This is a genomic window from Luteibacter sp. NPDC104163 (assembly GCF_055584245.1).
In genome coordinates, this window is sequence record NZ_JBVJMK010000010.1 from 24,129 (window position 1) to 49,390 (window position 25,262).

Below are 25,262 nucleotides of genomic sequence, written 5' to 3' on the forward strand. Positions count from 1 at the left end.
GCCGGTCAGTGCATTGCCTGTCAGATCAGAAGTCGTACGTCGCCGTCAGGCGGGCGTAGCGCGGCTGCTGGTAGAACTGACCCAGGTCGTAGTTGTTCAGCACCGTCATCGGCGTATCGGATTCATACGTCGAGAAGCTGTTGAGCGGCTTACGCTCGTTGCTCACGTTGAACACCTGCAGGCCGAAAGAGGCCTTGCCGTCGAAGAACGCCGGGCGGTAGGTGACAGCGAGGTCGAGCTGCTTGAACCACGGGTTACGCTTGACGCCCGGGGGCGACGGCACGCCGTTGCAGTTGTGGTACGACGAGCCGTAACCGATCGGATCCGGATCGTCCAGGGCATCTTCATAGCCCAGGCATTCCTTCGGCGAACCGGAGGCCAGGCGCAGGTTACCGGAGACCATCCACTCCTCGGTGAGCGAGTAGGAGCCGTAAGCCTTCAGCTGGTGGGTGCGGTCGTTCGACAGCAGGCCGTTCGCCGAACGCATCAGCTCAGCCGAATCCCAGTCCTGGGTCTTCGAGATATCGGTCTGGCCGATATCCGACTTGGTCTGGCCTTCGGTGTTGCCGTACGAGCGCGAGAACGTGTAATCGATGCGACCCTGCCACTTACCGTCGTACGGGTGGTCGAGGTACAGGTCGAGGGCGTAGTACGCGCGCTTCGCCTTCTGCGAGAAGCCCCAGTCTTCCTGGTTCATCTTCACCTGGGTGCGGCCGCTGCCATCGAGGTTGGCAAGGCTGAACGTGTTGGTGGAGCCCGGGTTGAAGATGACGCAGCCCGGGATGTTCACCGAATCCGGATCCAGGCCTTCGCGCACCATCTTGTCGGCGATCTTGCCCGTATCGCACACGTCATCGATCGCGGTACGGAGCTTGCGCACCGTCACCTTGGCGCCGGTGACCCAGGCGGAACCGAGCTGCTTGTCGAAGCCGAAGATCGCTTCATCCTGGTACTGGCTCTTCAGGTCGCGTGCGGCGACGGCCTGCGCGTCCACCGGCTGGCCGTACTCGCCATCGGGCGAGGCCGGGCCATTGGCGCTGAGCGAGGTCAGGCCGGTCGGGCGGCCGTACTGGTCGATGCCCGTGTAGTTGAAGTACTCATACGTGAGGGTCGACGGCGAAGCGCCGCGGACAGCCACGTTGTTCGGCAGCGCCAGGTAGTAGCGGCCGAGGTTGCCGTAGATCTTCAGGCTGGAATCGCCGAACACGTCCCAGGTGGCACCGAGGCGCGGAGCCCACTGTGCCTGGTTGTTCACGTAGGGCTTGTTCTTGTCGTTGAAGTTCTTGAAGCCGTCGTTACGGATACCGACGCTGACCAGCACCTTATCCGTGACCTGCCAGCGGTCTTCCAGGTACTGGGCGCGCTGGTCGAGCGACATGTTGGTGACCGACGAGAAGATGCGCTGGCTGACGTAGTAGCCATCGCCGCCCGGGGCACCGGCGCCCAGCGCACCGCTGATCGGGGTGTTCGGGTTGGCGGAGTGGCCGTACTGCCAGTAATACCCGGGGCCGCTCGTGGCGATACCTTCGTCCATGCCGCGGTAGTGCATGTTGTCGATACCACCGGCCAGGTGGTGGTCGCCAACCTGCCAGTCGAGATCGATGCGGAGGCCGTGGGTGCGGCTGCCCGCGCCCGGATCCTGCGTCTGGTTGGACGGATTCAGGTTGGTGATCGGCTTGCCGCCGTTGAGCGCCGGATTCTGGTTCTCCGGGAAGTTGATGTACGGCTGGCTCTCGATGTTCGGCGTCGGGTTGTTCAGGTAGTCGCTCGTCCAGCCCTTGGCATACGTCGCCGAAAGGGTCAGGTCATCGGTGATGTACGAGGTGTACTTCGCGATCGCGAATTTCGAGCTGATCTTCGACGTGTTGGCATCGGCGCCGGTCAGGCCGGTATGCGAGCGGGTGTCGTAGTCGTAGCCGGTGTAGACGCCACGCTGCTCATCCGTCGAGTGGATGCCGGTGAGCTCGAGGATGTTGGAGTCGTTGATGTTCCAGTCGAGCTTGGCGTAGTACTTCGGCAGGTTGTACTTGTAGTGGTTGGTCGCCACCGGGTTCGCTTCAACCGACGAGGTGCTGTCGCCTTCCGACTTTTCCGCTTCCGCAGCGACGAAGAAGAACAGCTTGTCCTTGATCAGCGGGCCGCCGACATACGCGCTGTACGTCGTGGTCCACTTGGTATTGTCCTTGTAATCGCGGTACGGCGTGCCGACCTTGCTCTCGTCCTGGTAGCCGTAGCCCGGCGGGAGCGCACGGGTACCGTAGTACTCGGTGCCCAGCGAGGAGGCGGCGAAGCGCGGCTCCCACAGCACCTGTGCACCGAAGTGCCATTCATTGGTACCGCGCTTGCCGACCTGCGAAATCACGCCGCCGTCCGAGCGGCCGTACTTTGCGGAATAACCGCCGGTATAGACTTCCTGCTGGTCGATCGCGCCGTACGGCAGGCCCACGCCGCCCAGCGACTTGTACGGGTCGGTCGTGTTGTAGCCGTTGATGTAGTAGGCGTTTTCCGAGGCGCCCGAGCCGCCGAACGACACGGTGCGGTAGCGGCCATTGCCCAGCGTGCTGGAGCCCGGCACGGCGCCCGGCGCGAGCAGGGCGATGGCTTCGGCGTTGCGGCCGAGCGGCAGGCGGGCGAGAGTTTCGGAGGTGACGACGGTGCGCGAGTCGACCTGCGAGGTATCGATCGGCGGGAGGGTGTTCGCGGAGACGGTCACCGATTCCAGCGCCTGGGCGTTGGCGGCCGTCGCGGCGGCGGCGACGAAGGACACATCCGTGCTGCCACCGACCTTGATGTTGACGTTCTTGCGGGAATCAACGACGGCACCGTTGTTCTTCGCATTGACCGTGTAGGCGCCGAGCGGCAGGTTGCTGATGTTGTAGCGTCCCTGCGCGTCGACCGGGACTTCGCGGCTGAAGCCGGTGCTGCCGGTGACCTGCACCGAAGTGACGGTGCCTGGCTGGACCGTACCAGCGATAGCGCCCGTGGTGGCCTGGGCGTGTACGCCCCCCGTAAGTCCCAGGCCTGCCGCGAGAGCGAGCGCCAGCGTAGACCGACGCAGCATCTGCGCCTGTGCTTGGTTGCGTAGCATTAAATTTTTCTCCCCAGATGGCCTCTCGGCCGCGAAGCGAAGGCGAAACGTGCCTACGCCAAATTTCGAAGGTCGTACAAAACCCTTTCGAGTGCCCCGCAAGAACGAGGGCCCTCCAGCCCGTCAGTGCACCTGAGACGTTAGAATTGTGTGCGCAATACTGTCCATCAGACTTTTTCCTATATAGGCAGTAATAGTCATCGCAATAACTTGCGACCTAATAGTGTGGGAGCGCGCAAGCGCGCTCCCACAGGTTCCCGGTGTCAGTTGGAGGCCACTTGTGGGGTCGTGGTATTCACCACACCCTGCAATCGGTTGAACTGCACGGTGTAGCCCTTCGGTACCTTGAACGCGGTGCCGGTGCCATCGGCGACCTGCTGGCTGATGAAGCCGTTGCCCGTGCCCTGCCACAGCGTGGCGGCGCCCTTGGCGTTGGTGAACAGCAGGTCGGCGAAGCCGTCGCCGTTGAAGTCCTCGATGGTGGCGATGCTGTAGCCCGAGGGGGCCGCCATGGTGTTGTCGCTCACCACGTTCGTGCCATCCATCACCCACCAGCGGACCTTGCCGGTGCTGGCATTCGCCCAGATGAGGTCGGTCTTGCCGCTGCCGGCGATTTCACCGGCTCCGACCAGGTCGAAGCCCGCTGGCGCCGCCGTGCCGCCATCGGTCTTGCTGAACGTGCCATCCCCGTTGTTGATCCAGTACTGGATCGCACGCTTCGGCCCGGTCCAGACGATGTCGACGATGCCGTCGCCGTTGAGGTCGGCAAGGAACGGCGTGAAGCCCGCCGGCGCATTCACCGTCTTGTTCACGCCCTGCGAGCAGTCAAGCTGGTCGAGCCGCCCGAAGTGGATGGTGCCGCTGCAGGCGATGGTCCAGAACCCGAGCTTGCCGGTGCTGCTGTTGATCCACACCTCCTGCGACTTGCCCGAACCGTCGACGAGGCCCGAACCGACCAGGCTCCAGCCCGCGGCATACGGGAAGGTGAAGTCGACCCAGCCGTAGCTGTAGATCGCGAGGTTCAGCGTGTTGTTGGTCGGGTTGTCGCTTTCCATCACGGTCTGGCCAGCCAGCACGCCATCGAAGATGTCGTACGGGATCGCCTTGACCCGGTCGCCCGGCTGGAAGCCATCGACCCAGTGGTCACCCTGCATGCCCGAGTTCCACGTATCCGTGGAAAGCACCGTGCTGCCATTCATGCGTACGAGCGTGGCGCTGCCCGTCTTCGGTGCGACCAGCAACAGCGTGCTCTTGCCATCGAGGATCGAGTTCAGTCCTTCGCCCGGGTTGCCGCTGTCATTGAAGCCGGCGAGGTCCCACGTGCGCGGGATCAGCTTGCCGCGTGCCTGTTTCGCGGCGACCGCGTTGGTAAGGTTGGTGACATCGATCGAGCCGAGGCCCGTGGCGTAGTCATAACCCTTCGTCGCCTTCCACGCCGTCACCAGCGATGCGCGCCCGCCATCGCTGACGACGCCATACGCCTGGTTCTTCTTCACGTAGCAGTCGGCGGTACCTGCGAAGCAGGGCACATCGATGTCGCCCACCGCCACGTCATGGAACACGCAGGTCGTGTCCTTTGCCTTGCACCCCGCGGCCGGCGAAGCTACCGTGCCGTACTGGGCCCGGGCCAGGTCATACAGGGTGGGGCCGACATTGCCGAGGCGATCGGCGCTGGCCTGGTTGAGCAGGGCCTGCACGCCCGCCATGGCCGGCGCGGCGAACGACGTGCCACCAGCGCTGTTGAAGATTGAATCGGTGGGGTCGAGGTAGTTGCAGGGTGAGCCACCCTGGTCCGCATCGGACATGCAGAAGATCAGCGCATGGCCGTAGATGCCATTGGCGGCGAACAGCGAGACGTCCGGCGTGGCGCGTGTCACGTTCTGGTCCATGCCGGCGAGGCCCTGTTGCCAGGTGGGCTGGGTAAACAGGTAACTCGGGCCGCCGCTGCCGCCCGCGGTGTTCAGGAACTCCTCGCCCGTGGGCGAGTTGCAGGCGGTGTTTGGATCCTTGAAGCCGAGCACGGCGTAGAGCTGGGCGCTGGCGCAGGAATCGTTCCAGGTCTGCTCGGGGATGTAGCTGATCGCGCTCGCGCCGAGCTCGCCGTTGCCCGGGAGCCAGTACTTGCTGTTCTTCTTGAAATCATCGAAGTCGGTACCGCCGACGGCGATGTTGTACGGCGTGCTGCCCAGGCCATTCACCGCGATGCCGAAGGAGGAGGCAATCTCGTTCTGGTCGCAGCCGGCGACACCGGCATCGCCCGTGGAGACGAACACCGAAATGCCCTCGGCCGCCGCGGTCGACCAGAGGGCCGTGACCACGTCGCTATCGCCGATGGCTTCACTGATGACTTCGCATTCGCCGTAGCTGAGGCTCAGGATCTGCGGCGGTGCGGCCTGCTCAAGCACGTTCTCCGCGGCAAGGAAGGCACCGAAGTCGGCACCGGTATCGGCGCACGAGGCGAGCGTGACATTCGCATCCGGCGCGGCGGCACCGGCCCATTCCGCGTCGAGGGCGGCTTCGCCTTCGTCGGCGTTGGTGCCGGGATCCGAGCACCCCGCGTCGCCGGTGGGATGCACCTGGCTGAAGATGCCTTTGGCATCCTTCGGCAGGAAGGTGTTGCGGAATGTCGCGACATCGGCATCCAGCACGTTCGTGCGTTCGAGCACGGTCACGGTCTGCCCGGAGCCGCGTACCGGTTTCGCCTGGGTCCACAGCGGGTTGACGTTATAGATCGTCCCGAAATCCGCCGGGACCACGTCGTACTGCACCGAGCCCTGGTAGACGAAATTGAAATCGCTGGATGGCGCACCGGCGGCGACCCACGCACCCTTGGCGTTACGCCGTACCGGCAGCGCATTACGCATCTGCGGCTTCGGGAAGAAGTCGGTCAGCGACGCGACGCCGCGCACGACCGGGATGAGGTCGGTAGGCAGCTTCTGTTCCGTGGCGTTGGCGAAGTGCAGCTTGCCCTCGGCGCGGTAGCGGTGCATCGACGTACCGAACGCCTGCTGCACGGCGCCGACCGAGCCGGAGAAGCGGATCAGCATGCCATCGGCGGAAACGCTCTTCACGCCAAGCCCCTGGCCACCGAGCCACTGCTTCACCGCCGCAATATCTTTCGTGCTCGGGCCGAACTGCTCGCCCACCTGCTGCGCGGTGAGCCACTTGTGGTAATTCGGGGAAGCGGGGTTATCCAGCGAAGCAAGGTACGCATCGAAACGCTTCTGCTGGTCGGCGCCGCGCTTGAGCACCAGCGTCATCGACGGGATCACCTCGGCGGTGCCCATCGGGCCGCTATCGGTGCTCGTGGCGACATGGACTGGCACGCTGCCTTTGAGCGTGGTCATCTGGCGGGTATCGACCGCTTTGGTCAGCAACGGCGTGGCGGTCGTGCTGCCGGGTGCGGCGCGCGTGGCCGCGTGGGTCGTGCAGGTGGCGCCAGCTGCGAACAGCACGGCGACACCCACCCGCCATGGACGAGAGATGCTTGGTGACATAAAACCCCCGAAGGAAAAGGAATCAGGTTGGCCCGTTATTCCTCGCGCCCAGCTTCGTAAGAAACTGCCCCTTGGCGCGCGCCCCCGCGACACAAGTTCGTGCGGACGGGCCAGACTAGCTTTACATCCGCGGGAAAGTCACACACGCTCCACTGGCCCGGTTCTCACCGATTCCTCACCGTCGCCACCGGGCTTACCAGGGGGAACGCGTGATGATGTCCCGCATCCGTGCATGGCTTGGCAACACACCCATCGACGATCCCGTCGACCGGCGCAACGCGACCTTCATGCAGTTGCTGCTGGTGTTCGAAGGGCTGCGCATCCCGGCGACCAAGCTTTATCTTTTCGCAGGCCACTGGGGATACCTGAGCGAGCATTTCTACGGCAGGGCGCGCATCGGCGCGCCGGCGGCGATGGCGATCGACATCGGTACGGATCTCGCCATGACGATCTCCGCATGGCTGGGCTTCGCGCTGGTGCGCATGGGGCGGTTTCCGCTCGCGGTGGCGCAGTTCGTCGGCACGATGCTCGTCTCGGGCGCGATGGCCTATGCGGCCTTCGGTTACCACGCCACCGATGGCAACCTCACGCTCATCCTGATCCTTGCGTTGAGCGGGCTGATGCTCGGCCGTCGTGCGTTGTGGATCACCTACGCCGCGGAAGCCCTGATCCTGGTGATGAGCGTGGACATGGAGCCGCTAAAGCTGTCCGATGCCGGGCACCTGCCCGCATTCCTGCTCGGCATGTACAACGTGCTTCCCATGCGCGCGCTGACCAGTTACCTGCTGATCGCCCTCGTCGTCGACCGGAGCCTGCATGCATTGCGTGACAGCCTGCGCGAATCGCACCAGCAACGGCAGCAGCTGGCGCACGAGATCGCCGAGCGGGAGCGAACCCAGGCGCAACTGCTGCATGCGCAGAAGATGGATGCCGTCGGCAAGTTCGCCAGTGGGGTGGCGCACGACGTGAATAACGTGTTCGACATCATCCTTGGCTTCTCGACCGAGCGTGACCGCCTGCTGGTGGATGACGAAGTGCCGGATGGCGACATGCGCGCGGTAGCCGATGCGCTCGAGGGCATCGAACTGGCCGCGCGGCGCGGCACCGCGGTGTGTCGCAAGCTGCTCAACTTCAGCAAGCCTGGCGTGGCCCAGGCGGAAACCTTCGATGTCGTGGAGGCGTTGCACGAACTGCGGCCCCTTGCGCGGCAATCGTTGCCGGCCCGCTGCGAGCTGAAGCTCGATGCGCCGTCGACCCCGCGCCTGATCCATTTCGATCGCAGCCAGTTCGAACTGGCGGTCATCAACCTCGTCACCAATGCGCGTGATGCGATGCCGGGCGGCGGAGCGTGCACGATCGCGCTGGAAGATGCGGATGGCTATGTACTGCTTTCGGTCCGCGATACCGGCATCGGCATGGATGCAGTGACGCTCGCGCAGGCCTTCGAGCCGTTCTTCACGACCAAGCCCGAAGGGCAGGGCACCGGCCTGGGCCTCAGCGTGGTCCATGGCCTGGTGCTGCAGGCGGGCGGCGACACGCGTGTCGAAAGTGCACCCGGGCAGGGGACGGTCGTCCGGCTGTACCTGCCACTCGATGCGGCGAGCCAGCGTGCCGTGGCCTGAACTCAGGCCTCTATGACGTAGCCTGCGCCGTGTACCGCGTTGAGCGGCAGGGGTTCGCCGAGGGCCGCGAGCACCTTGCGCCGCAGGCGGTGCACCATGGAATCGAGCCGGTGCGGGTCGAAGGCCAGCACGTCGTCCGTGAGGGCGGCGATCAGCGCATCGCGGGCCACCACCTCGCCGACGTGCTGGAACATGACCTCGAGCAGGCGGCGTTCGCCGCGGGTAAGCATGACCTGGGCGCCGCCGGGCGAGAGCAGGAACCACTCATCCGGGCTGAGCGCCCAGCGGCCGCGGGGCCGCGGCGCGGTGGACGGCTGGAGGCGCCGGGCAACGCTATACAGGGTGGCCACCAGCACGTCGATCTCCACCGGCTTGGCCAGGTACGCGTCGGCGCCCTCGAACAGGCCGCGTACGCGATCGACGGTATCGCTCCGGCCTGTCAGCATGATGATGCCGGCGCCGGCATGGGTGGCACGGAGTTCGCGGGCCAGGCTGAAGCCATCGCCGTCCGGTAGGCCGATGTCGAGCACGAACAGGTCGGGCGGCCCTTGCTGGATCGCTTCCCGCAGCCCTGCCACGGTGCCCGTCGCCACCACCTCGAAGCCGAACTGCACTAATTTCGGCGCGAGGATCCGGTCCCGCACCAGGTCGTCATCTTCAAGCAATACCAGTCGCATCGGGGTAGCTAAGGTCACGTAGGGCCTCCACTTTTCTATACCCATGGGTATACCAAATCCTTGCGACCCTCATTACACTTCTCTTTCAGATTTTTCGTAACCGCTTCACGGAACCGCGACCTTGAATACTTCCGCATCGCTGCGCATCGTCCCGCTGGATAACAAGGCGGAACTGGGGCGCTTCCTCAAGGTGCCTGGCGCCATCATGGGTTCGGATCCGAACTGGATTTCCCCGCTCCTGCTGGAACGCCGCCTGCACCTTGGCGCCAAGACCAACCCCTGGTTCGAGCACGCCCGCTGGAAGGGCTGGGTGGCCTACCGCGGCGACAGGCTCGTGGGCCGGATCACTGCCCAGATCGATTACCTGCACCTGGAGCGCTACGAGGACGCCACCGGCTTCTTCGGCATGCTCGACGCCGAGGACAATGCGGAAACGTTCGCCGCGTTGTTCGATGCCGCCGAAACCTGGCTGCGCAGCGAGGGCGTCAAGCGCGTGCGTGGCCCGCTCAGCCTGTCGATCAACGACGAGGTCGGCCTGCTCGTCGATGGCTTTGATACGCCGCCGGTCTTCATGATGGGCCACTCCTACCCGTACTACGCCACGCAGATCGAAAAGGCCGGCTATACGAAGGCCAAGGACATGCTGGCCTACATGATCGCGCCGGACTTCCCCGCGCCGAAGGTCATGGACCGCCTGCTGCGCAGCTCGAAGAAGCCGGTGCGCGTGCGCCCGCTCGACGCCAAGCGTTACGACGAGGAGCTGGCCACGCTGCGCGAGATCTTCAACGACGCGTGGGCGGATAACTGGGGCTTCGTGCCGTTCACCGAGGCGGAGTTCAAGGACCTGGGACACACGCTCAAGCTCCTGATCGCGCCGGAGCTGATCCAGATCGCCGAAGTCGATGGCAAGCCGGCCGCCTTCATCGCGGCGCTGCCGAACATCAATGAAGTGATCAAGGGCTTCAACGGCAAGCTGCTTCCGTTCAACTGGATCAAGCTGCTCTGGGGCCTGAAGAAGAAGTTCCCGAAGTCGTCGCGCGTGCCGCTGATGGGCGTGCGCCGCGAGTTCCACAACACGCCGCTGGGTCCCGGCCTGGCCTTCCTCGTCATCGATGCCGTGCGGCATCATCTCGTGGCGCGTGGCGTGGAGCAGGTGGAGCTGTCCTGGATCCTCGAGGACAATGAAGGCATGCGCAACATCGTCGAGACCATCGGCGGCCGTGACTACAAGCGTTATCGCGTCTACGAGAAGACCATTTCATGAGCAAGCCATCATCCCGGGCCGGCGTCGTCATCGTCGTCATCATCATCGTGGTGGCGCTGGTCTGGTGGCTTGGCCACCGGAAGGCCGCCGACACCACGGCGGAGGGCCAGCCGGTCGCCGTGGTGACCGCGGTCGCCCGGCAGGGCAGCTTCGCGGTGACGCGTTCGCAGCCGGGTACCGTGACCCCCGCGAACAGCGTGGTGGTCCGCAGCCGGGTGGATGGTGAACTGACGAAGGTGAATTTCACCGGCGGCCAGCAGGTGAAGCAGGGCGATGTGCTGGCCGAGGTCGACCCGCGGTCGTTCCAGGCGCAGCTGCAGCTCGCCAACGGCGACCTGGCGCGCAGCCAGGCGCAGCTGAGCAACGCGCAGGAGACCCTGAAGCATTACCAGGCGCTGCTGACCCAGGATTCGATCTCGCGCCAGCGCGTGGCCGACCAGCAGGCGCTGGTGAACCAGTACGCCGGCGAAGTGAAGTCGGAGCAGAGCCGCATCGGCACGGCGAACCTGCAACTGTCGAGCACCCGCATCACCTCGCCGATCACCGGTACGGTGGGCCTGCGCCGCGTGGATCCGGGCAACCTGGTGGGACCCGGCGATGCGCGTGGCATCACGGTCGTGACCCAGTCGCAGCCGAGCAAGGTGCTGTTCTCGGTGTCCGTGCAGGATGCGCCGCATGTGCTGGAGCGCCTGCGTGGCGGCATCTGCATCCCGGTCACCGCGTACGGCGACGACCCGGCCCAGCCGCTGGCCACCGGCCGCCTGCTGGCCGCCAATAACGAGGTCGATCCGGCCACCGGCACGGTCAAGCTCGAGGCGCAGTTCGCCAACGCCAACAACGAGCTCCTGCCTAACCAGTTCGTGACTGCACGGCTGCCGGTGGATGTGCTGTCCAGCGCGACGCTCGTGCCCACCGCCGCCGTCCAGCAGGGTGCCCAGGGCGCCTTCGTCTATGTGGTCGGCGATGACAAGACCGCGACCGCCGTGCCGGTCGTGACGGGCCCTGCCGATAACGCGACCACGGTGATCCGCTCGGGCCTGAAGGCGGGCGCGCGCGTCGTCGTCCAGGGCGCCGACCGCCTGCGCGCCGGCACGGTCGTCAACGCGACGGCCGCGCCCGAACCCGCGGCTGCCGCACCGGTGGCCTCGACTGACTGTCCCAGCGAGGCCGCCGCCACCTCCGCGCCGTCCGCACGCCCGTGAATCCTTCCCGCATCTTCATCCTGAGGCCGGTGGCGACATCGCTGCTGGCCGTGGCGGTGTTGCTGGTGGGCCTGTTCGGCTACCGCTTCCTGTCGGTCTCGGCGTTGCCCGAGGTGGATTTCCCCACCATCGAGGTCGTGACCGCGTACCCCGGTGCCGGCCCGCAGGTCGTGGCGTCGTCGATCACCGCGCCGCTGGAGCGCCAGCTCGGCCAGATGCCCGGCCTGAGCCAGATGGCTTCGACGAGCGCGTCCGGCAGCTCCACGATCACGCTGCGCTTCAATCTTTCGCTTCCGCTCGACGTGGCCGAGCAGGAAGTGCAGGCCGCGATCAATGCGGTCGCACCGGCACTGCCGCCCGACATGTCGCAGCCGCCGCTGTACCGCAAGGTGAATCCGGCCGATGCGCCGGTGATGACGCTGGCGCTGACCTCGCGCACGCTGCCGCTGCGCACGTTGCGCGAGCTCGCCGATATGCGCCTGGTCCCGAAGCTTTCCCAGGTATCGGGTGTCGGCCTCGTCAGCATCGATGGCGGCCAGCAGCCGGCCATCGTCGTCCAGGCCGATCCGTCGCGGCTCCGCTCGCAGGGCCTGACCCTGGATAACCTGCGTACCGCGATCCGCGATGCGAATTCCAACCAGGCCAAGGGTTCGCTCGAAGGCCCCGAGCGGACGTCGAACGTCGCCCTGAACCACCCGATCGACAGCGCGGAAGGCTTCCGCGACCTGGTCGTCAGCCACGGCGATGGGGCGGTCGTGCGCCTGGGCGATGTCGCCCGCATCGTCGATGGCGTCGAGAACACCCGCCAGGCCGCGTGGTCGGGCGACGAGCCTGCGATCGTCCTGCGCATCCGCCGGCAGCCGGGCGCCAATGTCGTCGAAGTGGTCGACCGCATCCGCGCGGTGCTGCCGCAGCTCAGCGCGACGCTGCCCGCCGCGGTCGATATCGCGACGCTGAGCGACCGCACCGAGACCGTGCGCGCCGCCGTGCGCGATGTGCAGATCGAACTGCTGTTCGCCATCGCGCTCGTCGTGCTGGTGATCTACCTGTTCCTCGGCAGCGGCACGGCGACCTTCATCCCGGGCATCGTGGTGCCGCTCTCGCTTATCGGCACGTTCGCCGTGATGTACCTCGCGGGTTTCTCGATCAACAACCTCACGTTGATGGCGCTGATCGTCGCGACCGGCTTCATGGTCGACGACGCGATCGTGATGATCGAAAACATCTCGCGCCATATCGAAGCCGGCGAAGAACCCATGGCGGCCGCGCTGAGCGGTGCCCGCCAGATCGCCTTCACCATCGTGTCGCTGACCGTGTCGCTCGTCGCGGTGCTTATCCCGCTGCTGTTCATGGGCGGCCTGGTCGGCCGGCTGTTCCGCGAGTTCGCGGTCACGCTGGCGGTGGCGATCCTGATTTCCGGCGTGGTCTCGCTGACCCTGACCCCAATGATGTGCGCGCGCATGCTGCGCCGTACGCAGGAGGCGCCGCAGGGCCGCATCGCCCGCGAGGGCAAGGCGTGGCTCGATGGCGTGCTCGCGCGCTACGCCCGCGGGCTGGAGTGGGTGCTGGCGCGGCAGCGCGGTACGCTGCTTGCGGTCGCTGGCATGGCGGTGCTTGCCATCGGGCTTTACGTGGTGATGCCGCGCGGCCTGTTCCCCGCGCAGGATTCGGGTGATATCCAGGCCATCACCGAGGCGCCGCCGACGGTGTCGTTCGCGGCGATGACGCGACACCAGCAGGCGCTGACGAAAGTCATCCTGCAGGATCCGGCCGTAGCCAGCGTCGCATCGTTCATCGGTGGCGAAGGCGCCGCGGCCGCGATCAACACGGGGCAGCTGCTCATCCACCTCAAGCCGCTGGCGCATCGCGAACGCGTGCCGGCGGTGATGGCGCGCCTCGCGGAAGCGGCGCGCAAGGTCGATGGCATCACGCTGCACATGCAGCCGGTGCCGGACCTCACCATCGATGACCGGGTGAGCCGCGGCCAGTACCAGTTCTCGATCGAGAACGCCGATCCAGCGCAGCTTGCGCAGGCGGTGCCGCGCGTGGTCGAGCCGTTGCGTGGCGTGCGCGACCTGACGGGCGTCACGACGGACCAGGATGAGCTGGGTCTCGAGGCATACGTCGAGCTCGATCACGATCTGGCGAGCCGTTACGGCATCACCTCGGCCGCGGTCGGCGATGCCTTGTACAACGCGTTCGGCCAGCGCCAGGTGGGCACCTTGCTCTCGCTGGCCAACCCGCGCCGGGTGATCCTGCAGGCGCTGCCGAATGCCGAGAACCCTGCCAGCGCGATCGGCGGCGTGTATCTCGCTCCCGGCTCGACGGATGCCTCTGCGTCGCTGGTGCCGCTCGCGTCGATCGCCCGCGTGAGCGAGCGGACGGCGCCGCTCGTCGTCACCCGGCTCGACCAGCTTCCCGCCGCCACCGTGTCGTTCAACCTGGCACACGGCGTGGCGCTCGATAGCGCGATGGCCACGGTGGACAAGGTGCACAAGCAGCTCAATCTCCCGGCCAGCACGCAGCTGCGCTGGGAAGGTTCGGCCGAGGCCTTCGAAGAGTCACGCGAAGGGCAGCCCTGGCTGATCCTCGCGACGCTGATTACCGTTTACATCGTGCTTGGCGTGCTCTACGAGAGCGCGATCCACCCGCTGACCATCCTTTCCACGCTGCCGTCGGCGGGCATCGGTGCGCTGCTGGCGCTGTGGGTCGGCGGCTTCGAACTGGATGTGATCTCGCTGATCGGCATCATCCTGTTGATAGGCATCGTGCAGAAGAACGCGATCATGCTGATCGACTTCGCGATCGATGCGCAGCGGCAGCAGGGCCTTGCACCCCGTGATGCGATCGTGCAGGCCAGCCTGCTGCGCTTCCGCCCGATCATCATGACGACGCTGGCGGCCATGCTCGGCGCACTGCCGCTGATGCTGGGTGGCGGCATGGGTGCCGAGCTGCGCCATCCGCTGGGCGTGGGTATTTTCTGGGGCCTGCTGGTCAGCCAGCTGCTCACGCTGTTCACCACCCCGGTGATCTACCTCGCCTTCGAGCGCGTGGTCGGACGCAGGCGCGCGGCATGAACGTGTCCCGGCTCTTCATCGATCGACCGGTAGCGACGACGCTGCTGTGCCTGGGTCTGGTGATCGCCGGGGCGTTCGCGTGGCGGCTGCTGCCCATCGCCTCGATGCCGGAAGTGAACGTGCCGACGATCAAGGTGTCGGCGGCGCTGCCTGGTGCGAGTCCGGCCACGATGGTCGCGGCGGTGGCGACACCGCTGGAGCGCTCGCTCGGCCGTATCGCCGGGCTCACCGAGATGACTTCGGTGAACTCGGAAGGGCAGACCGACATCCGCCTCACGTTCGACCTGTCGCGCGACACCACGGCGGCGGCTCGCGATGTGCAGGGTGCGATCAACGCGGCGCGCAGCGACCTGCCGCCCGATATGCCGGCCAGCCCGAGCTACCGCGAGGTGAGCTCGGCCGATGCGCCGGTGCTGGTACTCGCGCTGACCTCGCGCCAGGCGACGCCGGGCCAGATGTACGACGTGGCGTCGACCACCTTCAGCCAGACCCTGGCCCAGGTGGATGGCGTCGGCGATGTGGAACTCGTCGGCGGCTCCGTGCCGGCGTTCCGCATCGCGCTGGATCCGCAGGCCATGAGCCAGCGCGGTGTCGGTTTTGAAGACGTGCGGCGTGCACTCGCATCCGCGGTGTCCAACCAGCCGACGGGCGTGGTGGAAGCAGGCGACCGTGCATTGCAGGTGGCGACCAATGGCCAGCTCGATTCGGTGCAGGCCTTCCAGTCGCTGGTGGTCGCGCAGCGCGATGGTGCCGTGGTGCGCCTCGGCGACGTGGGCCGCGCGACGGCGGGCGTGCGCGATCCCCACACCACCGCGCTGGCCAACGGCGAACCGGCGGTGCTCGCGCTCGTGCGGCACAAGCCCGGTTCCAACACCATCTCGGTCATCGATGGCGTGATGCAGCGGCTGCCGGTGCTGCGCGCGTCATTGCCAGGCGATATGCATGTGAGCGTGATCGTCGATCGCGCGACCACCGTGCGCGCATCGCTGCGCGGCGCCGAGCACACGCTGGCCCTGGCCGTGGTGCTCGTCGTCGTGGTGATGCTGCTGTTCCTGCGCGACTGGCGCGCGGCGATCATCGCGAGCGCGGTCGCGCCGATCGCGATGCTCGGCGCCATGATCGTCATGAAGGCGCTGGGTTATAGCCTCGACATTCTTTCGCTGATGGCATTGACCATCGCCGTGGGCTTCGCGGTGGACGACGCCGTGGTGGTCGTCGAGAACATCTCCCGCCACCTCGAGGCCGGATTGCCGCCGCGTGAAGCGGCGCGCGTGGGTGCCGGCGAGGTCGGGCTCACGGTGGTGTCGATGAGCGCGGTGTTGATCGCGGTGTTCATCCCGATGCTGCTCATGGGCGGCTATGTCGGCCTGTTCGTCCGCGAGTTCTCGGTGACCCTGGCCACCGTGATCGCCATTTCGCTGGTGGTGTCGTTGACCGTGGTGCCGATGTGGTGTGCGCAATGGCTGCGCCCCGCCGGCACGGCACGCGCGCATGGCCGCATCTACCAGTGGAGCGAGCGGTCGCTGGCGCGCCTGCAGCAGCGCTACGACCGGAGCCTCGTGTGGGCGCTGCGCCATGCGCCGCTGACCATGCTCTCGCTGCTGGTGGTCTTGTGCCTCAGCGTCGTCCTGTACGTGGTCGTGCCCAAGGGCTTTTTCCCGCGGCAGGATACCGGCGAGCTCACCGGCGATTTCGACGCGGGCGGCAGTACCGCTTTCCCCGTGGCGAGGGCGCGGCTGGCCGAGTTCATCGACATCGTGCGCGCAGATCCCGGCGTCGCATCGGTGGCCGGATACCTTGAGCAGAACGATGGCTCGCTGTTCGTCACGCTGAAGCCGCTCTCGGAGCGCACGGCCACGGCTGACGAAGTCGCCGCGCGCCTGAACCGGAAGCTCGCGGGGAAGGAGGGCGGCATCTATACCGTCACGTCCGTGCAGAACATCCGTGTCGGCGGCCGCCGCAGCCGCTCGTCGAACGAATTCACCCTGCAGGCGGATTCGCCCGAACTGCTGCGCGAATGGACGCCACGGGTGGTGCAGGCCATGCTGGCCCTGCCGCAGCTCACCAACGTGCACGGCAATGCCGGCAACGTGGGCATCGCGACATCGCTCGATGTGGACCGTGGCGTGGCCGCGCAGTTTGGCGTGGGCTATTCGCGGATCGATAGTGTCCTCCGCGATGCCTTCGCCGACCGCCGGGTCACCACCGTGTTCACGCCGACCAGCCAGGTGCCGGTGGTGATGGGCGTGGCGCCGGAGTTCGCGCGATCCGCGCAGGGCCTCGATCGCCTTACGGTTCCCGCAGCGGGTGGGAACAGCGTGCCGTTGCTGGCGCTGGGCCAGGTGCGGGAGTTCGATACCCCGCTGGATATCGCGCACTACGGGCAGTCGGTTGCCGCCACCATTTCGTTTGACCGCGTGCCCGGCGTCTCGCTGGCGCAGGCCACGCAGCTGATCGAAGGCGCCATGCGCAAGCTCGCCGTGCCGACCTCGGTGCGGGGCAGCTACCAGGGCGCCGCGGGCGCGGCACGGCAGGTGGCCGATAGCGAGCCGGCCCTGATCCTCGGCGCGTTCCTGACCTTGTTCATCGTGCTCGGCATCCTGTACGAGAGCTGCGTGCATCCCATCACGATCCTGAGCACGCTGCCGTCCGCGGCCGTCGGCGCGGTCTTCGCGCTGATCCTGTTCCGCACCGACCTGGATGTGATCGCACTGGTCGGCATCTTCTCGCTCGTCGGCATCGTCATGAAGAACGCGATCATGATGGTGGACTTCGCCCTGGCCGCCGGCCGGGAAGGGCGCCTGACGCCGCTGGAAGCGATCCACGAGGCCTGCCGGCTGCGGTTCCGTCCGATCCTCATGACGTCGTTGGCGGTGATGGTCGCGGCGGTGCCGCTCGCGCTCTCGCGCGGCAATGGTTCGGAGATGCAGCAGCCGCTCGGTATCGCGATGGGCGGCGGCCTCATCCTCAGCCAGGTGTTGACCCTGTACACGACCCCGGTTGTGTACCTTTACCTTGATCGATTCAGCAGGTGGACAAGCCAATGGCTGCACAGCTTCGGGACCCGGCGCGGGGCGGGATACACGACCGGCAAGGGCCCGCTCGCATGAGCGCGCCGTCCGTGAACGCCTTCGTGCGCGCGCTTGCCGCGGCAGGCTTCGTTGTCGGCCTCGCCGCATGCACCGTGGGTCCGGATTATGTCCGCCCGGCGGCGCCCGCGCCCGCGGCGTACAAGGAGGCGCAGGCGCCGGGCGCCACGGCTCCGATGCCTGCGGGCAAATGGTGGTCGATCTACAACGACGCCACGCTCGATGCGCTGGTCTCGCAGGTGGAGGTGAACAACCAGTCGCTCGCCGCCGCCGAGGCGCGCGTGCGCGAAGCCGAGGCGCTGGTGAAGGTCGCGGGTGGCCCGGCCTATCCGGCGATCGGCGTGGGCTCGTTCAAGTCCGGCCAGCGCAACGAAAATGACTTCGGCCTGGGCGTGAGCTGGGACATCGACCTGTGGGGCCGCATCCGCCGTGACGTCGAGGCGCACCGCGCCTCCGCGCAGGCCAGCCAGGCCGACCTGGCTGGCGCCACGCTCTCGATGCAGGCACGCGTGGTGCAGAGCTATTTCGCGCTGCGCGAGGATGACGCGCTCATCGCACTGATCGAGCGCGCGGCCGATGTCGGCACCCGCTGGCACACGATGGTGCAGAACCAGTACGCGCAAGGCCAGGCATCCAGTGCCAACGTGGCCGATGCGCTCGTCCGCTCCAGTGCCGCGCAGCTGCAGCTTGCCGATGCAAAGAGCGGCCGCGCGCAGCTCGAGCATGCGATCGCGGTGATGCTGGGCAAGGCGCCGGCCGACTTCGCGATCGCCCCGGTCGCCACTTTCGATGTCGCGGTGCCGGAGATCCCGGCCGGCGTGCCGGCCACGCTGCTGACGCGTCGCCCGGATGTCGTCGCAAGCGAGCGGCGCATGGCCGCCGCCAACGCGCGGGTGGGTGTCGCCAAGGCACAGACGCTGCCTTCGATCAGCCTGGCCGCGGGCATCGGCGTCCGTCGCGGGCCCACGGGCACGGTGGACGCGCATGCGCCGCTGTTCGCCGGTGGCCGCCTCGAGGGTGGCGAAGAGAACGCCGGTGCCGCTTACAACGAGGCCGTGGCCAATTACCGGCAGACCGTGCTGGATGCCTACCGCGAGGTGGAAGACGGCCTGGTCGTGACCAGCACGCTGGCCGGTACGGCGCAGCTGCACGCGGATGCCGCGAAGGCGGCGACCGAGGCGGACCGCGTGATGCAGAACCAGTACCGCGAGGGCGTGGCCGATTACCCGGCGGTCGTGGATGCGGCGAATACCGCGCTCAACGCCGTGCGCGGCAACCTTGAACTGCGTCGCCGCCAGCTCGACGCCAGCGTGAACCTGGTCGTTGCCCTCGGCGGTGGCTGGCAGCCAGAGGAAACCCCGACCGACGCGACCGCTGCCCGCTAAAGCGGGTAGTGGGCGACGAGCGTCTCGAGTCGGGTACGGGTCTGTGCCGCAAGCGGCGTCGGCGTGCGGTAGTCGCGCCGGCCCGAGAGCTGGTCGGCGACCATCTCGTCGTGGCGCGCACCCATCAGCCCGTTGATCGCCGCCAGGAAGCGCGACATGCGGAGCGCGTGCTCGGTCGGCTCGATCGAGCGCAGGGTGTCGTAGTACGACACCTGCATGCTGATGATCTTGCGCACGGTGTGGAACTGGTGGCCGGCGAAGCTGGTGCGTGCCATGGCCTTCTTCAGGCGGCGGATCTCCGCGCGCTGGTGCGCGAGGAATCCGGCCTCGTTATCGAGTTCCATGTTGATGAGGCCGCGGCGGACCATCCGCCACACCGGGCGCGAAAGCAGGCATTTCAGCTCGAGGCCGCGGCGCACCACGCGGCTGCGCTTGCCGCCACGGAACGCATCCTGCAGGTGGCCCATGATCCGCGTGGTCAGGTCGAACACGAAGCCCGACCGGTGCCGCTTGCCGTACAGGCGCTGCGCGAAACGCAGGTGCTTGTAGCGCGCGCGGATGTTCTTGTACTGGATGCGATCGTCGGCGCTGAGCCCCTCGTTGCGGAGCAGCTTGTCCACCAGGTGCATCAGCTCCGCGCGGGTGACGCCGTCTTCCCAGAACTGCAGGCACAGCGCGTAGCAGCGCTCGATCCATTCATCCGGGCAGGCCAGCACGATCGGGTTGGGCAGGTCGACGTGCGCATCCACGACATCGTCGGTATCGACGGCATCGAACAATCGCCGAAGGGTTTCCTTCGGGAATCGTTGCCAGCGCAAACCACCGATGCCGTTCATCAACTTGCTTCCTCAGGCGCGTAGAACGTGAGCTTATGCCGGTTGCGGTACGCGCCCAGCGTCGGCACCAGTGAGAACAGCGCGTCCAGGCACTGGCCGCCGAAGTAGGCCACCGCGGCGCCCATGATGCCGTACGCATGGCTGAGGCCGATCAGCAGGCCCACGTAGGCAAGGGCGGCGAGCGCCTGGGCCACCAGCGCGGCGCGCTGGCGGTTGGCGATGTAGAGCAGGGACTCGAGCGGGAACGCGGCCATGGAAACGACCAGCGCGGCGCACATGACCTGCAACAGGTCGTACGCCTCGAGGTACTGCTTGCCGAACACGGCGCCGATCAGCGGCTTGCCGACGCCGATGACCAGCACGGCCACGAGCACGCCCAGGCCGCCGGCGAGCATGCCGGAGCGCAGGCCCAGCTTCCACGGGCGGTCGCTGGCCGGGTCGAGGCGGCGGATCTCAGGATAGAAGCTCTTCTGCATGAGCGACGCAGGGGTGCCTGCGGCGTCGAAGAAGGTCAGTGCGACCTTGAACAGGCCGGCCGCGGCGGGGCCCAGCACGATGCCGACAAGCACGTTGCTGCCGGCGTTGCGCGCCGACCAGATCGAGTGCGCGAAATTGGTGGTCCAGACGAAATCCCACGCGCCCTTGATCCGGCGCGCCGCGCTGAACAGCTTGGGCCGGAGCGCATCCTGGATGTTCTGCCGGCGCAGCTCGCGCACGGCGAACCACCACAGCGCGGCATCGCCGGCCAGGCTGGAGACGTACCAGGTCGCGATGAAGCCGGGGAAGCCGAGATCGCCGAAGTACGCGATGACGCTGCCAACGGCGCGCAGGAACGGCGTGATCGCCTGCTGCACGGCGATCAGGTCGAAACGGTCGATCGAGCGCAGGATGCCGGTGGGCGTCGCCGCGGTCGTCGTGGGGATCAGGGTGCAGTACGCCAGCGCCCACCAGAAATCGCCCGGCGGGATGCCGACCGCGTGGCTGAGGAAGGGCAGCAGGACCATGCCGCCGACCAGCGCGACAGCGCCGCTGGCGAGATCGAGGCCGAACGAGAAGCCGACCACGTCACGGAAGCGGTTCAGGTCGTTATGCGCGAGCGCCGGCGTGCCGAACTGGACGATGAACTGCCAGGTCTGGAACTTGGCGATATCGCTGACCGTCTTGCCATAGGCCTGGACCACCACCAGTACGCCGAACAGCGCCGGGTGCATGGCGCGGCCGGCGCAGGCGAGCGCCAGCAAGCCCAGCAGCGCGCCGACGACGTTGCTGGAGCCAAGGTAGGTCGCGTTGCGCACGATGGCGCGGAACGCGCCATCGGAAAACCAGTGCTTCATTGGTGACCGGCGTTGCGGCCGGGCCAGCTGGCGAACGCGGCACAGATCGCGTCGATCTGCTCCGGCGTGTGCGCGGCACTGACGCTGCAACGGAGCAGCGATTCATTGCCCGGCGTGGCCGGCGGCACCATCACGTTCACGTATACGCCGTGCTTGAGCAGGTGGTGCCAGAAGCGCAGGGCCTCGATCTTCTCGCCCGCGAGCACGGCGACCACGGCGTTCGCCGGGGCACCCAGGCGGAAGCCCAGTGCGCTCAGGCCGGCATGTAGGCGCGCCGAGTTCTCACGGATCCGCTGGCGCAGGTCCTGGGCCGCCTCGAGCTTGCGCAACGCCATGCGCGTCGCCGCGATCGTGGCAGGCGGCAGCGAGGCGGTGAATACGTAGGGGCGGCTCGCGTAACGCAGCACGTCCATCTCTTCGGCGTCGCCCACGCAGAAGCCACCGGTGTTGCCGAGGCTCTTGCTGAAGGTGCCGACGACGTAATCGATGCCGTCGAGGGTGCCGGTCTCTTCGCAGAGGCCCTGGCCCTTCTCGCCCAGCACGCCCATGGAGTGGGCCTCGTCCACGAGCAGCGTGGCGCCGAACTGGTTCTTCACGTCCACGAACTCGCGCAGCGGGGCGCGGTCGCCGAGCATGCTGTACACGCCCTCGATGACGACGACCGCGTTGGCGGCCTCGTCGCCCAGGCGGCGCATGCGCTTGGCCAGGTCTTCCGGATCGTTGTGGCGGAAGCGGATGGTGTTCGCGCCGCTCAGGTTGCAGCCGTCGTAGATGCTCGCGTGGCTGTCGGCGTCGATCAGCACCGTGTCGCCCGGGCCGGCCAGGGCCGAGATCATGCCCAGGTTGGCCTGGTAGCCCGTGGAGAACACGATGGCGTCGCGCTTGCCGTAGAAACGCGCCAGGTCGAGCTCCAGCTCACGGTGCGCGGCATAGCTGCCGTTCGCCATGCGCGAGCCCGTGGTGCCCGTACCGGAGCTCTGGAGGGCATCGCGCGCGGCGGCGATGCAATCCGGGTCGAAGGTCAGGCCCAGGTAGTTGTTGGTGCCGGCGAGGATCGTCTGGCGGCCCTGGATCAGGCCTTCCGTCGGCGAGAGGATCTCGTCGATCTGGATACCGAACGGATCGATGCCGAGCGTCGCCAGCTCCTGGCGGACGGCCTGCACCGCCAGGAGGCGGGCGTTCTCTTTCATGCGTGCTTGTCCACGATCTTGCCGATCAGCGTGGCGAACTCGCCCACCGTCTTGATATCGGCCAGTTCGTTGACCGGCACGGAGATGTCGAAGTGATCCTCCACCAGCACGACCAGGTCCATGACCTTCAGCGAGTCGAGGCCCAGGTCGCCGGTGAGGCCGGTCTTTTCGGTGATGTGCGCGGGGGAACGCATATCGGGCAGCTGGGTGATCAGTTCGATCACCTGCGCAACGATGTTCTGGTGGGTCATTCGGGCAATCCGGTCAAAGCGGCAGGAGATTTGCCAAGGGTCTGGGCCAGCCCATCGCGGAAGTTTACGACGGGCCGCCAGCCGGTGGCTTGTACGAAGGCCGTGCTGTCGGAGACCCAGTCGGCGTGCGTGATCTCACGCACCTTGCCGGGGGTCAGCATCGGCGCATAGCCAAAGAGGCGGGCACCCAGGCGGTTCACCTGGGCCACGGTGCGCAGGACGGCGACGGGGATCTTCAGGCGGCGGATGGGCGCGCCCTGGCGCAGCACCTGTGCCGCCGTCCCGAGGACGGTATCCCAGTCGTAGCCACGGGCGTGGCCGTCATCCAGCTCGTAGATAGCCCCGCTTTCCGTGCGGGCACCGAGCCAGGCCACCACGGCCGACGCCAGGTCGGCCACGTGGATCATCGAGAACCGGCCATCGCCGGCGCCCGGGATCGCGGCGATGCCGCGCTCCATGCCCTGGAACAGCGGGAGCATCTCGCGGTCGCCCGGGCCGTAGACGGCGGGTGGGCGGATCGCCGCCCAGTTGAGCCGGCCGGCACGCTCGGCCAGCGCGCGTTCGCCACGGCGCTTGCTGCCGGCATAGTCGGAGAGCGCGGGCTCGCGCGCGGCAAGCGATGAAATCAGCAGGAAGCGCTGGCACGCCGGCTCGCGCACCGCGGCATCGACGACATGGATCACGCCCTGCTCGTTGACCCGGTCGAAATCGGCCTGGCTCGCACCGCGGACGCTGCCCGCGCAATGGACCATGGCCACCGCGCCGCGCATGAGTTCAGCGAGCGCGTCCTGGTCGTCGAGATCGCCAGCGATCCATTTGAGGCCATCGGCGCAAGGCATGGTCCGGCCGCGGCGGGGGCGGTACAGCGCGCGGACGCGGTAGCCCGCCTTGACCAGGTGCTCACTCAACGCGGCGCCAATGAAACCCGTGGCACCGGTCAATGCGATGACCGGCGTGCCGTCGTCGAGCGCTTCGTTCATCGCGAACCCGCGACCCGAAGGACCTGCTCCTGTGCCTGCCGTTCCAGGTAACCCTTGCGGGTGGCCGAGCGCGAAAGCTTGCCGGACGAAGTGCGCGGCAACGTGTGGCGCGGCACCAGTTCAATAAGGCAATCGACGCCCAGTTCTTCCAGCAGTTCGCGGCGGATACGCTGGACCAGCGCGACGCGGACAGCGGTGTCATCGGTGTTGCACTGAACGACCACGACAGCGATCTCGGCGCCGGTCGGGCCCGGCACGCTGAATGCGGAAGCATCCTGCGAGCGAAGCTCGGGCTGGCGCTCGACGATGCGCTCGATCTCCTGCGGCCAGATGTTGCGGCCGTTGACGATGATCATGTCCTTGTGGCGGCCCGTGATCACGACTTCGCCATCGACCAGGTAGCCGATGTCGCCGGTGTCGAGCCAGCCATCGGCCCCAAGCACGTCGCCGCTCAGTTCGGGCTGCTGGTAGTAGCCCGACATGACGCTCGGGCCACGGACGAGGATCTTGCCGACGTGGCGATCGGCCAGCGAGTGGCCGGCATCGTCGCGGATCTCGAGCTCATGCTCGGGCAGCACCGGCCCACAGCGGACGAACGGCGTGCCCTGGCCCTCGGCCACCGGCGTCGCGCGCAGGTGGTCGGAAAGGTCGGTCGGGTCGATCCAGTCGACGACCATGCCACCGCGCAGCGGAGCAAAGCTCACGGCCAGCGCGGCTTCCGCCATGCCATACGACGGCACGAATGCCTTCGCATCGAACCCTGCCGGTGCGAGCAGCTCGGCGAACTTCAGCGCCACGTCCGGGTGGATCGGCTCGGCGCCGATACCGGCGATGCGCCAGTGCGAGAGGTCGTACGAAGCGATGTCGCCGGGACGCACGCGGCGCGCGCACATGTCGTAACCGAAGGGCGGGCTGTAGGCGATCGTCGCCTTCGACTCGCTCATGAGTTCCAGCCAACGACGCGGACGCATCGCGAATTCACGCGTGTCCAGGTAATCGATGGAGCGCTGGCCGCCCATGACGGTGAGCAGGCAGCCGACCAGGCCCATGTCGTGATAGAAGGGCAGCCACGAGACGAAGCGGTCGTCCTCGCGCAGCACCAGGCCATGGTTGATCGAGCCGCGCAGGTTGGCGAGCAACGCGCGCTCGGTGATCACCGCCGCCTTGGGCGTGCCGGTGCTACCGGAAGTGAACTGGAGGTACGCCACTTCATCCGGGCCGATCGGCTCGAGCGTCGCACCGGCCACGGGCAGCGCGTCGAACGCCGACGGCTCGCCCCACATGACCACGTTCGTATCGCGTACGGCTTCACCCAGGAAGCCCTGAAACGTCTCGGACGCCACGGCGAGTGCCGCGTCGGATGCCTGCAGCATGCCGCGAAGCTTCAGCACGAAGGCGTCATGGCCGCCGAGGTTCACGGCCGACGGCACCGCCACGGGCACCAGGCCGGCGTACTGGCATGCGAAGAAGAAGCGGAGGAAGTCGGCGTTGGTTTCCGCAACGATGGCCACGCGAGCGCCACGCGGCAGCTCGAGCGAGGCCAGGCGCTGCGCAAGGTCAATCGCCTGCGTTCGCAAGGTAGCGTAAGGGAGCGCCGTGACCAGCTTGCCGCCCGCATAGAAGTTCGCGCCGGTCGTGCCGGTCGCCGCATAGTCCAGCACCTCCGCCAAAGTGGCGAAGTCGCCCGGGCGCAGGGGCACCGAGTTGATGGTGGGCGTAGCCGCCACTATGCGAGTAGGAAGATTTCCGTCAGCGCTCATTATTTCTACC

At 67.0% G+C, this 25,262-nt stretch carries 15 protein-coding genes; 6 read left to right on the top strand and 9 right to left on the bottom strand.

All coding sequences use genetic code 11. The features are described 5' to 3' along the window. Positions 1 to 25: 25 nt before the first annotated feature. Positions 26 to 3,088 carry a TonB-dependent receptor gene (locus ACZ6YI_RS13490; protein ID WP_465779113.1) on the bottom strand — a complete coding sequence of 1,021 codons (3,063 nt, stop codon included), beginning with the start codon at positions 3,086 to 3,088 and terminating at the stop codon, positions 26 to 28. A 263-nt stretch (positions 3,089 to 3,351) separates the two neighbouring features. Next, positions 3,352 to 6,543 (bottom strand): protease pro-enzyme activation domain-containing protein, encoded by a 3,192-nt coding sequence (locus ACZ6YI_RS13495; protein WP_465779114.1) that lies wholly within the window; start codon positions 6,541 to 6,543, stop codon positions 3,352 to 3,354. Between the two features lie 257 nt (positions 6,544 to 6,800). Here ACZ6YI_RS13495 and ACZ6YI_RS13500 point away from each other — a divergent pair, with 257 nt between their 5' ends. Further along, entirely contained in the window at positions 6,801 to 8,207 is a 1,407-nt protein-coding gene (locus tag ACZ6YI_RS13500) for a sensor histidine kinase (protein ID WP_465779115.1), read from the top strand. A 2-nt stretch (positions 8,208 to 8,209) separates the two neighbouring features. Here the strand turns inward: ACZ6YI_RS13500 and ACZ6YI_RS13505 are convergent, their stop codons facing one another. Next, on the bottom strand, positions 8,210 to 8,902 hold the full coding sequence (locus ACZ6YI_RS13505; RefSeq protein WP_465779116.1) for a response regulator transcription factor: 693 nt from the start codon (positions 8,900 to 8,902) through the stop codon (positions 8,210 to 8,212). Between the two features lie 103 nt (positions 8,903 to 9,005). Between ACZ6YI_RS13505 and ACZ6YI_RS13510 the strand changes: the two genes are divergently transcribed. From ACZ6YI_RS13510 to ACZ6YI_RS13530, 5 genes are read left to right on the top strand one after another with little or no spacing between them, the layout of a single operon-like run. Continuing rightward, complete coding sequence (locus ACZ6YI_RS13510; protein ID WP_465779117.1) at positions 9,006 to 10,148, top strand: hypothetical protein; 1,143 nt, start codon at positions 9,006 to 9,008, stop codon at positions 10,146 to 10,148. Next, positions 10,145 to 11,350, top strand: a complete 1,206-nt coding sequence (locus tag ACZ6YI_RS13515) for an efflux RND transporter periplasmic adaptor subunit (RefSeq protein WP_465779118.1) — start codon at positions 10,145 to 10,147, stop codon at positions 11,348 to 11,350. The genes ACZ6YI_RS13510 and ACZ6YI_RS13515 overlap by 4 nt, the downstream gene beginning before the upstream one ends. After that, positions 11,347 to 14,427, top strand: a complete 3,081-nt coding sequence (locus tag ACZ6YI_RS13520; RefSeq protein ID WP_465779119.1) for an efflux RND transporter permease subunit — start codon at positions 11,347 to 11,349, stop codon at positions 14,425 to 14,427. Before ACZ6YI_RS13515 ends, ACZ6YI_RS13520 begins: the two co-directional genes overlap by 4 nt. Beyond that, entirely contained in the window at positions 14,424 to 17,537 is a 3,114-nt protein-coding gene (locus tag ACZ6YI_RS13525) for an efflux RND transporter permease subunit (protein ID WP_465779120.1), read from the top strand. The genes ACZ6YI_RS13520 and ACZ6YI_RS13525 overlap by 4 nt, the downstream gene beginning before the upstream one ends. Then, entirely contained in the window at positions 17,534 to 18,901 is a 1,368-nt protein-coding gene (locus ACZ6YI_RS13530; RefSeq protein WP_465779121.1) for an efflux transporter outer membrane subunit, read from the top strand. The genes ACZ6YI_RS13525 and ACZ6YI_RS13530 overlap by 4 nt, the downstream gene beginning before the upstream one ends. Here ACZ6YI_RS13530 and ACZ6YI_RS13535 read toward each other — a convergent pair. The 6 genes from ACZ6YI_RS13535 to ACZ6YI_RS13560 are packed head-to-tail and all read right to left on the bottom strand — an operon-like array spanning position 18,898 to position 25,252. After that, a complete protein-coding gene (locus tag ACZ6YI_RS13535; RefSeq protein WP_465779122.1) occupies positions 18,898 to 19,737 on the bottom strand; it encodes a hypothetical protein in 840 nt (279 codons plus the stop codon). The genes ACZ6YI_RS13530 and ACZ6YI_RS13535 overlap by 4 nt on opposite strands. After that, positions 19,737 to 21,071 carry a lipopolysaccharide biosynthesis protein gene (locus ACZ6YI_RS13540; RefSeq protein ID WP_465779123.1) on the bottom strand — a complete coding sequence of 445 codons (1,335 nt, stop codon included), beginning with the start codon at positions 21,069 to 21,071 and terminating at the stop codon, positions 19,737 to 19,739. Before ACZ6YI_RS13540 ends, ACZ6YI_RS13535 begins: the two co-directional genes overlap by 1 nt. Next, on the bottom strand, positions 21,068 to 22,261 hold the full coding sequence (spt, locus tag ACZ6YI_RS13545; RefSeq protein WP_465779124.1) for a serine palmitoyltransferase: 1,194 nt from the start codon (positions 22,259 to 22,261) through the stop codon (positions 21,068 to 21,070). The genes ACZ6YI_RS13540 and spt overlap by 4 nt, the downstream gene beginning before the upstream one ends. Further along, entirely contained in the window at positions 22,258 to 22,512 is a 255-nt protein-coding gene (locus ACZ6YI_RS13550; protein ID WP_440328706.1) for an acyl carrier protein, read from the bottom strand. Before ACZ6YI_RS13550 ends, spt begins: the two co-directional genes overlap by 4 nt. Further along, positions 22,509 to 23,492: an NAD-dependent epimerase/dehydratase family protein gene (locus ACZ6YI_RS13555; RefSeq protein ID WP_440328708.1), complete on the bottom strand. Its 984-nt coding sequence runs from the start codon at positions 23,490 to 23,492 to the stop codon at positions 22,509 to 22,511. Before ACZ6YI_RS13555 ends, ACZ6YI_RS13550 begins: the two co-directional genes overlap by 4 nt. Then, entirely contained in the window at positions 23,489 to 25,252 is a 1,764-nt protein-coding gene (locus tag ACZ6YI_RS13560) for a fatty acyl-AMP ligase (RefSeq protein ID WP_465779125.1), read from the bottom strand. Before ACZ6YI_RS13560 ends, ACZ6YI_RS13555 begins: the two co-directional genes overlap by 4 nt. Positions 25,253 to 25,262 lie beyond the last annotated feature (10 nt).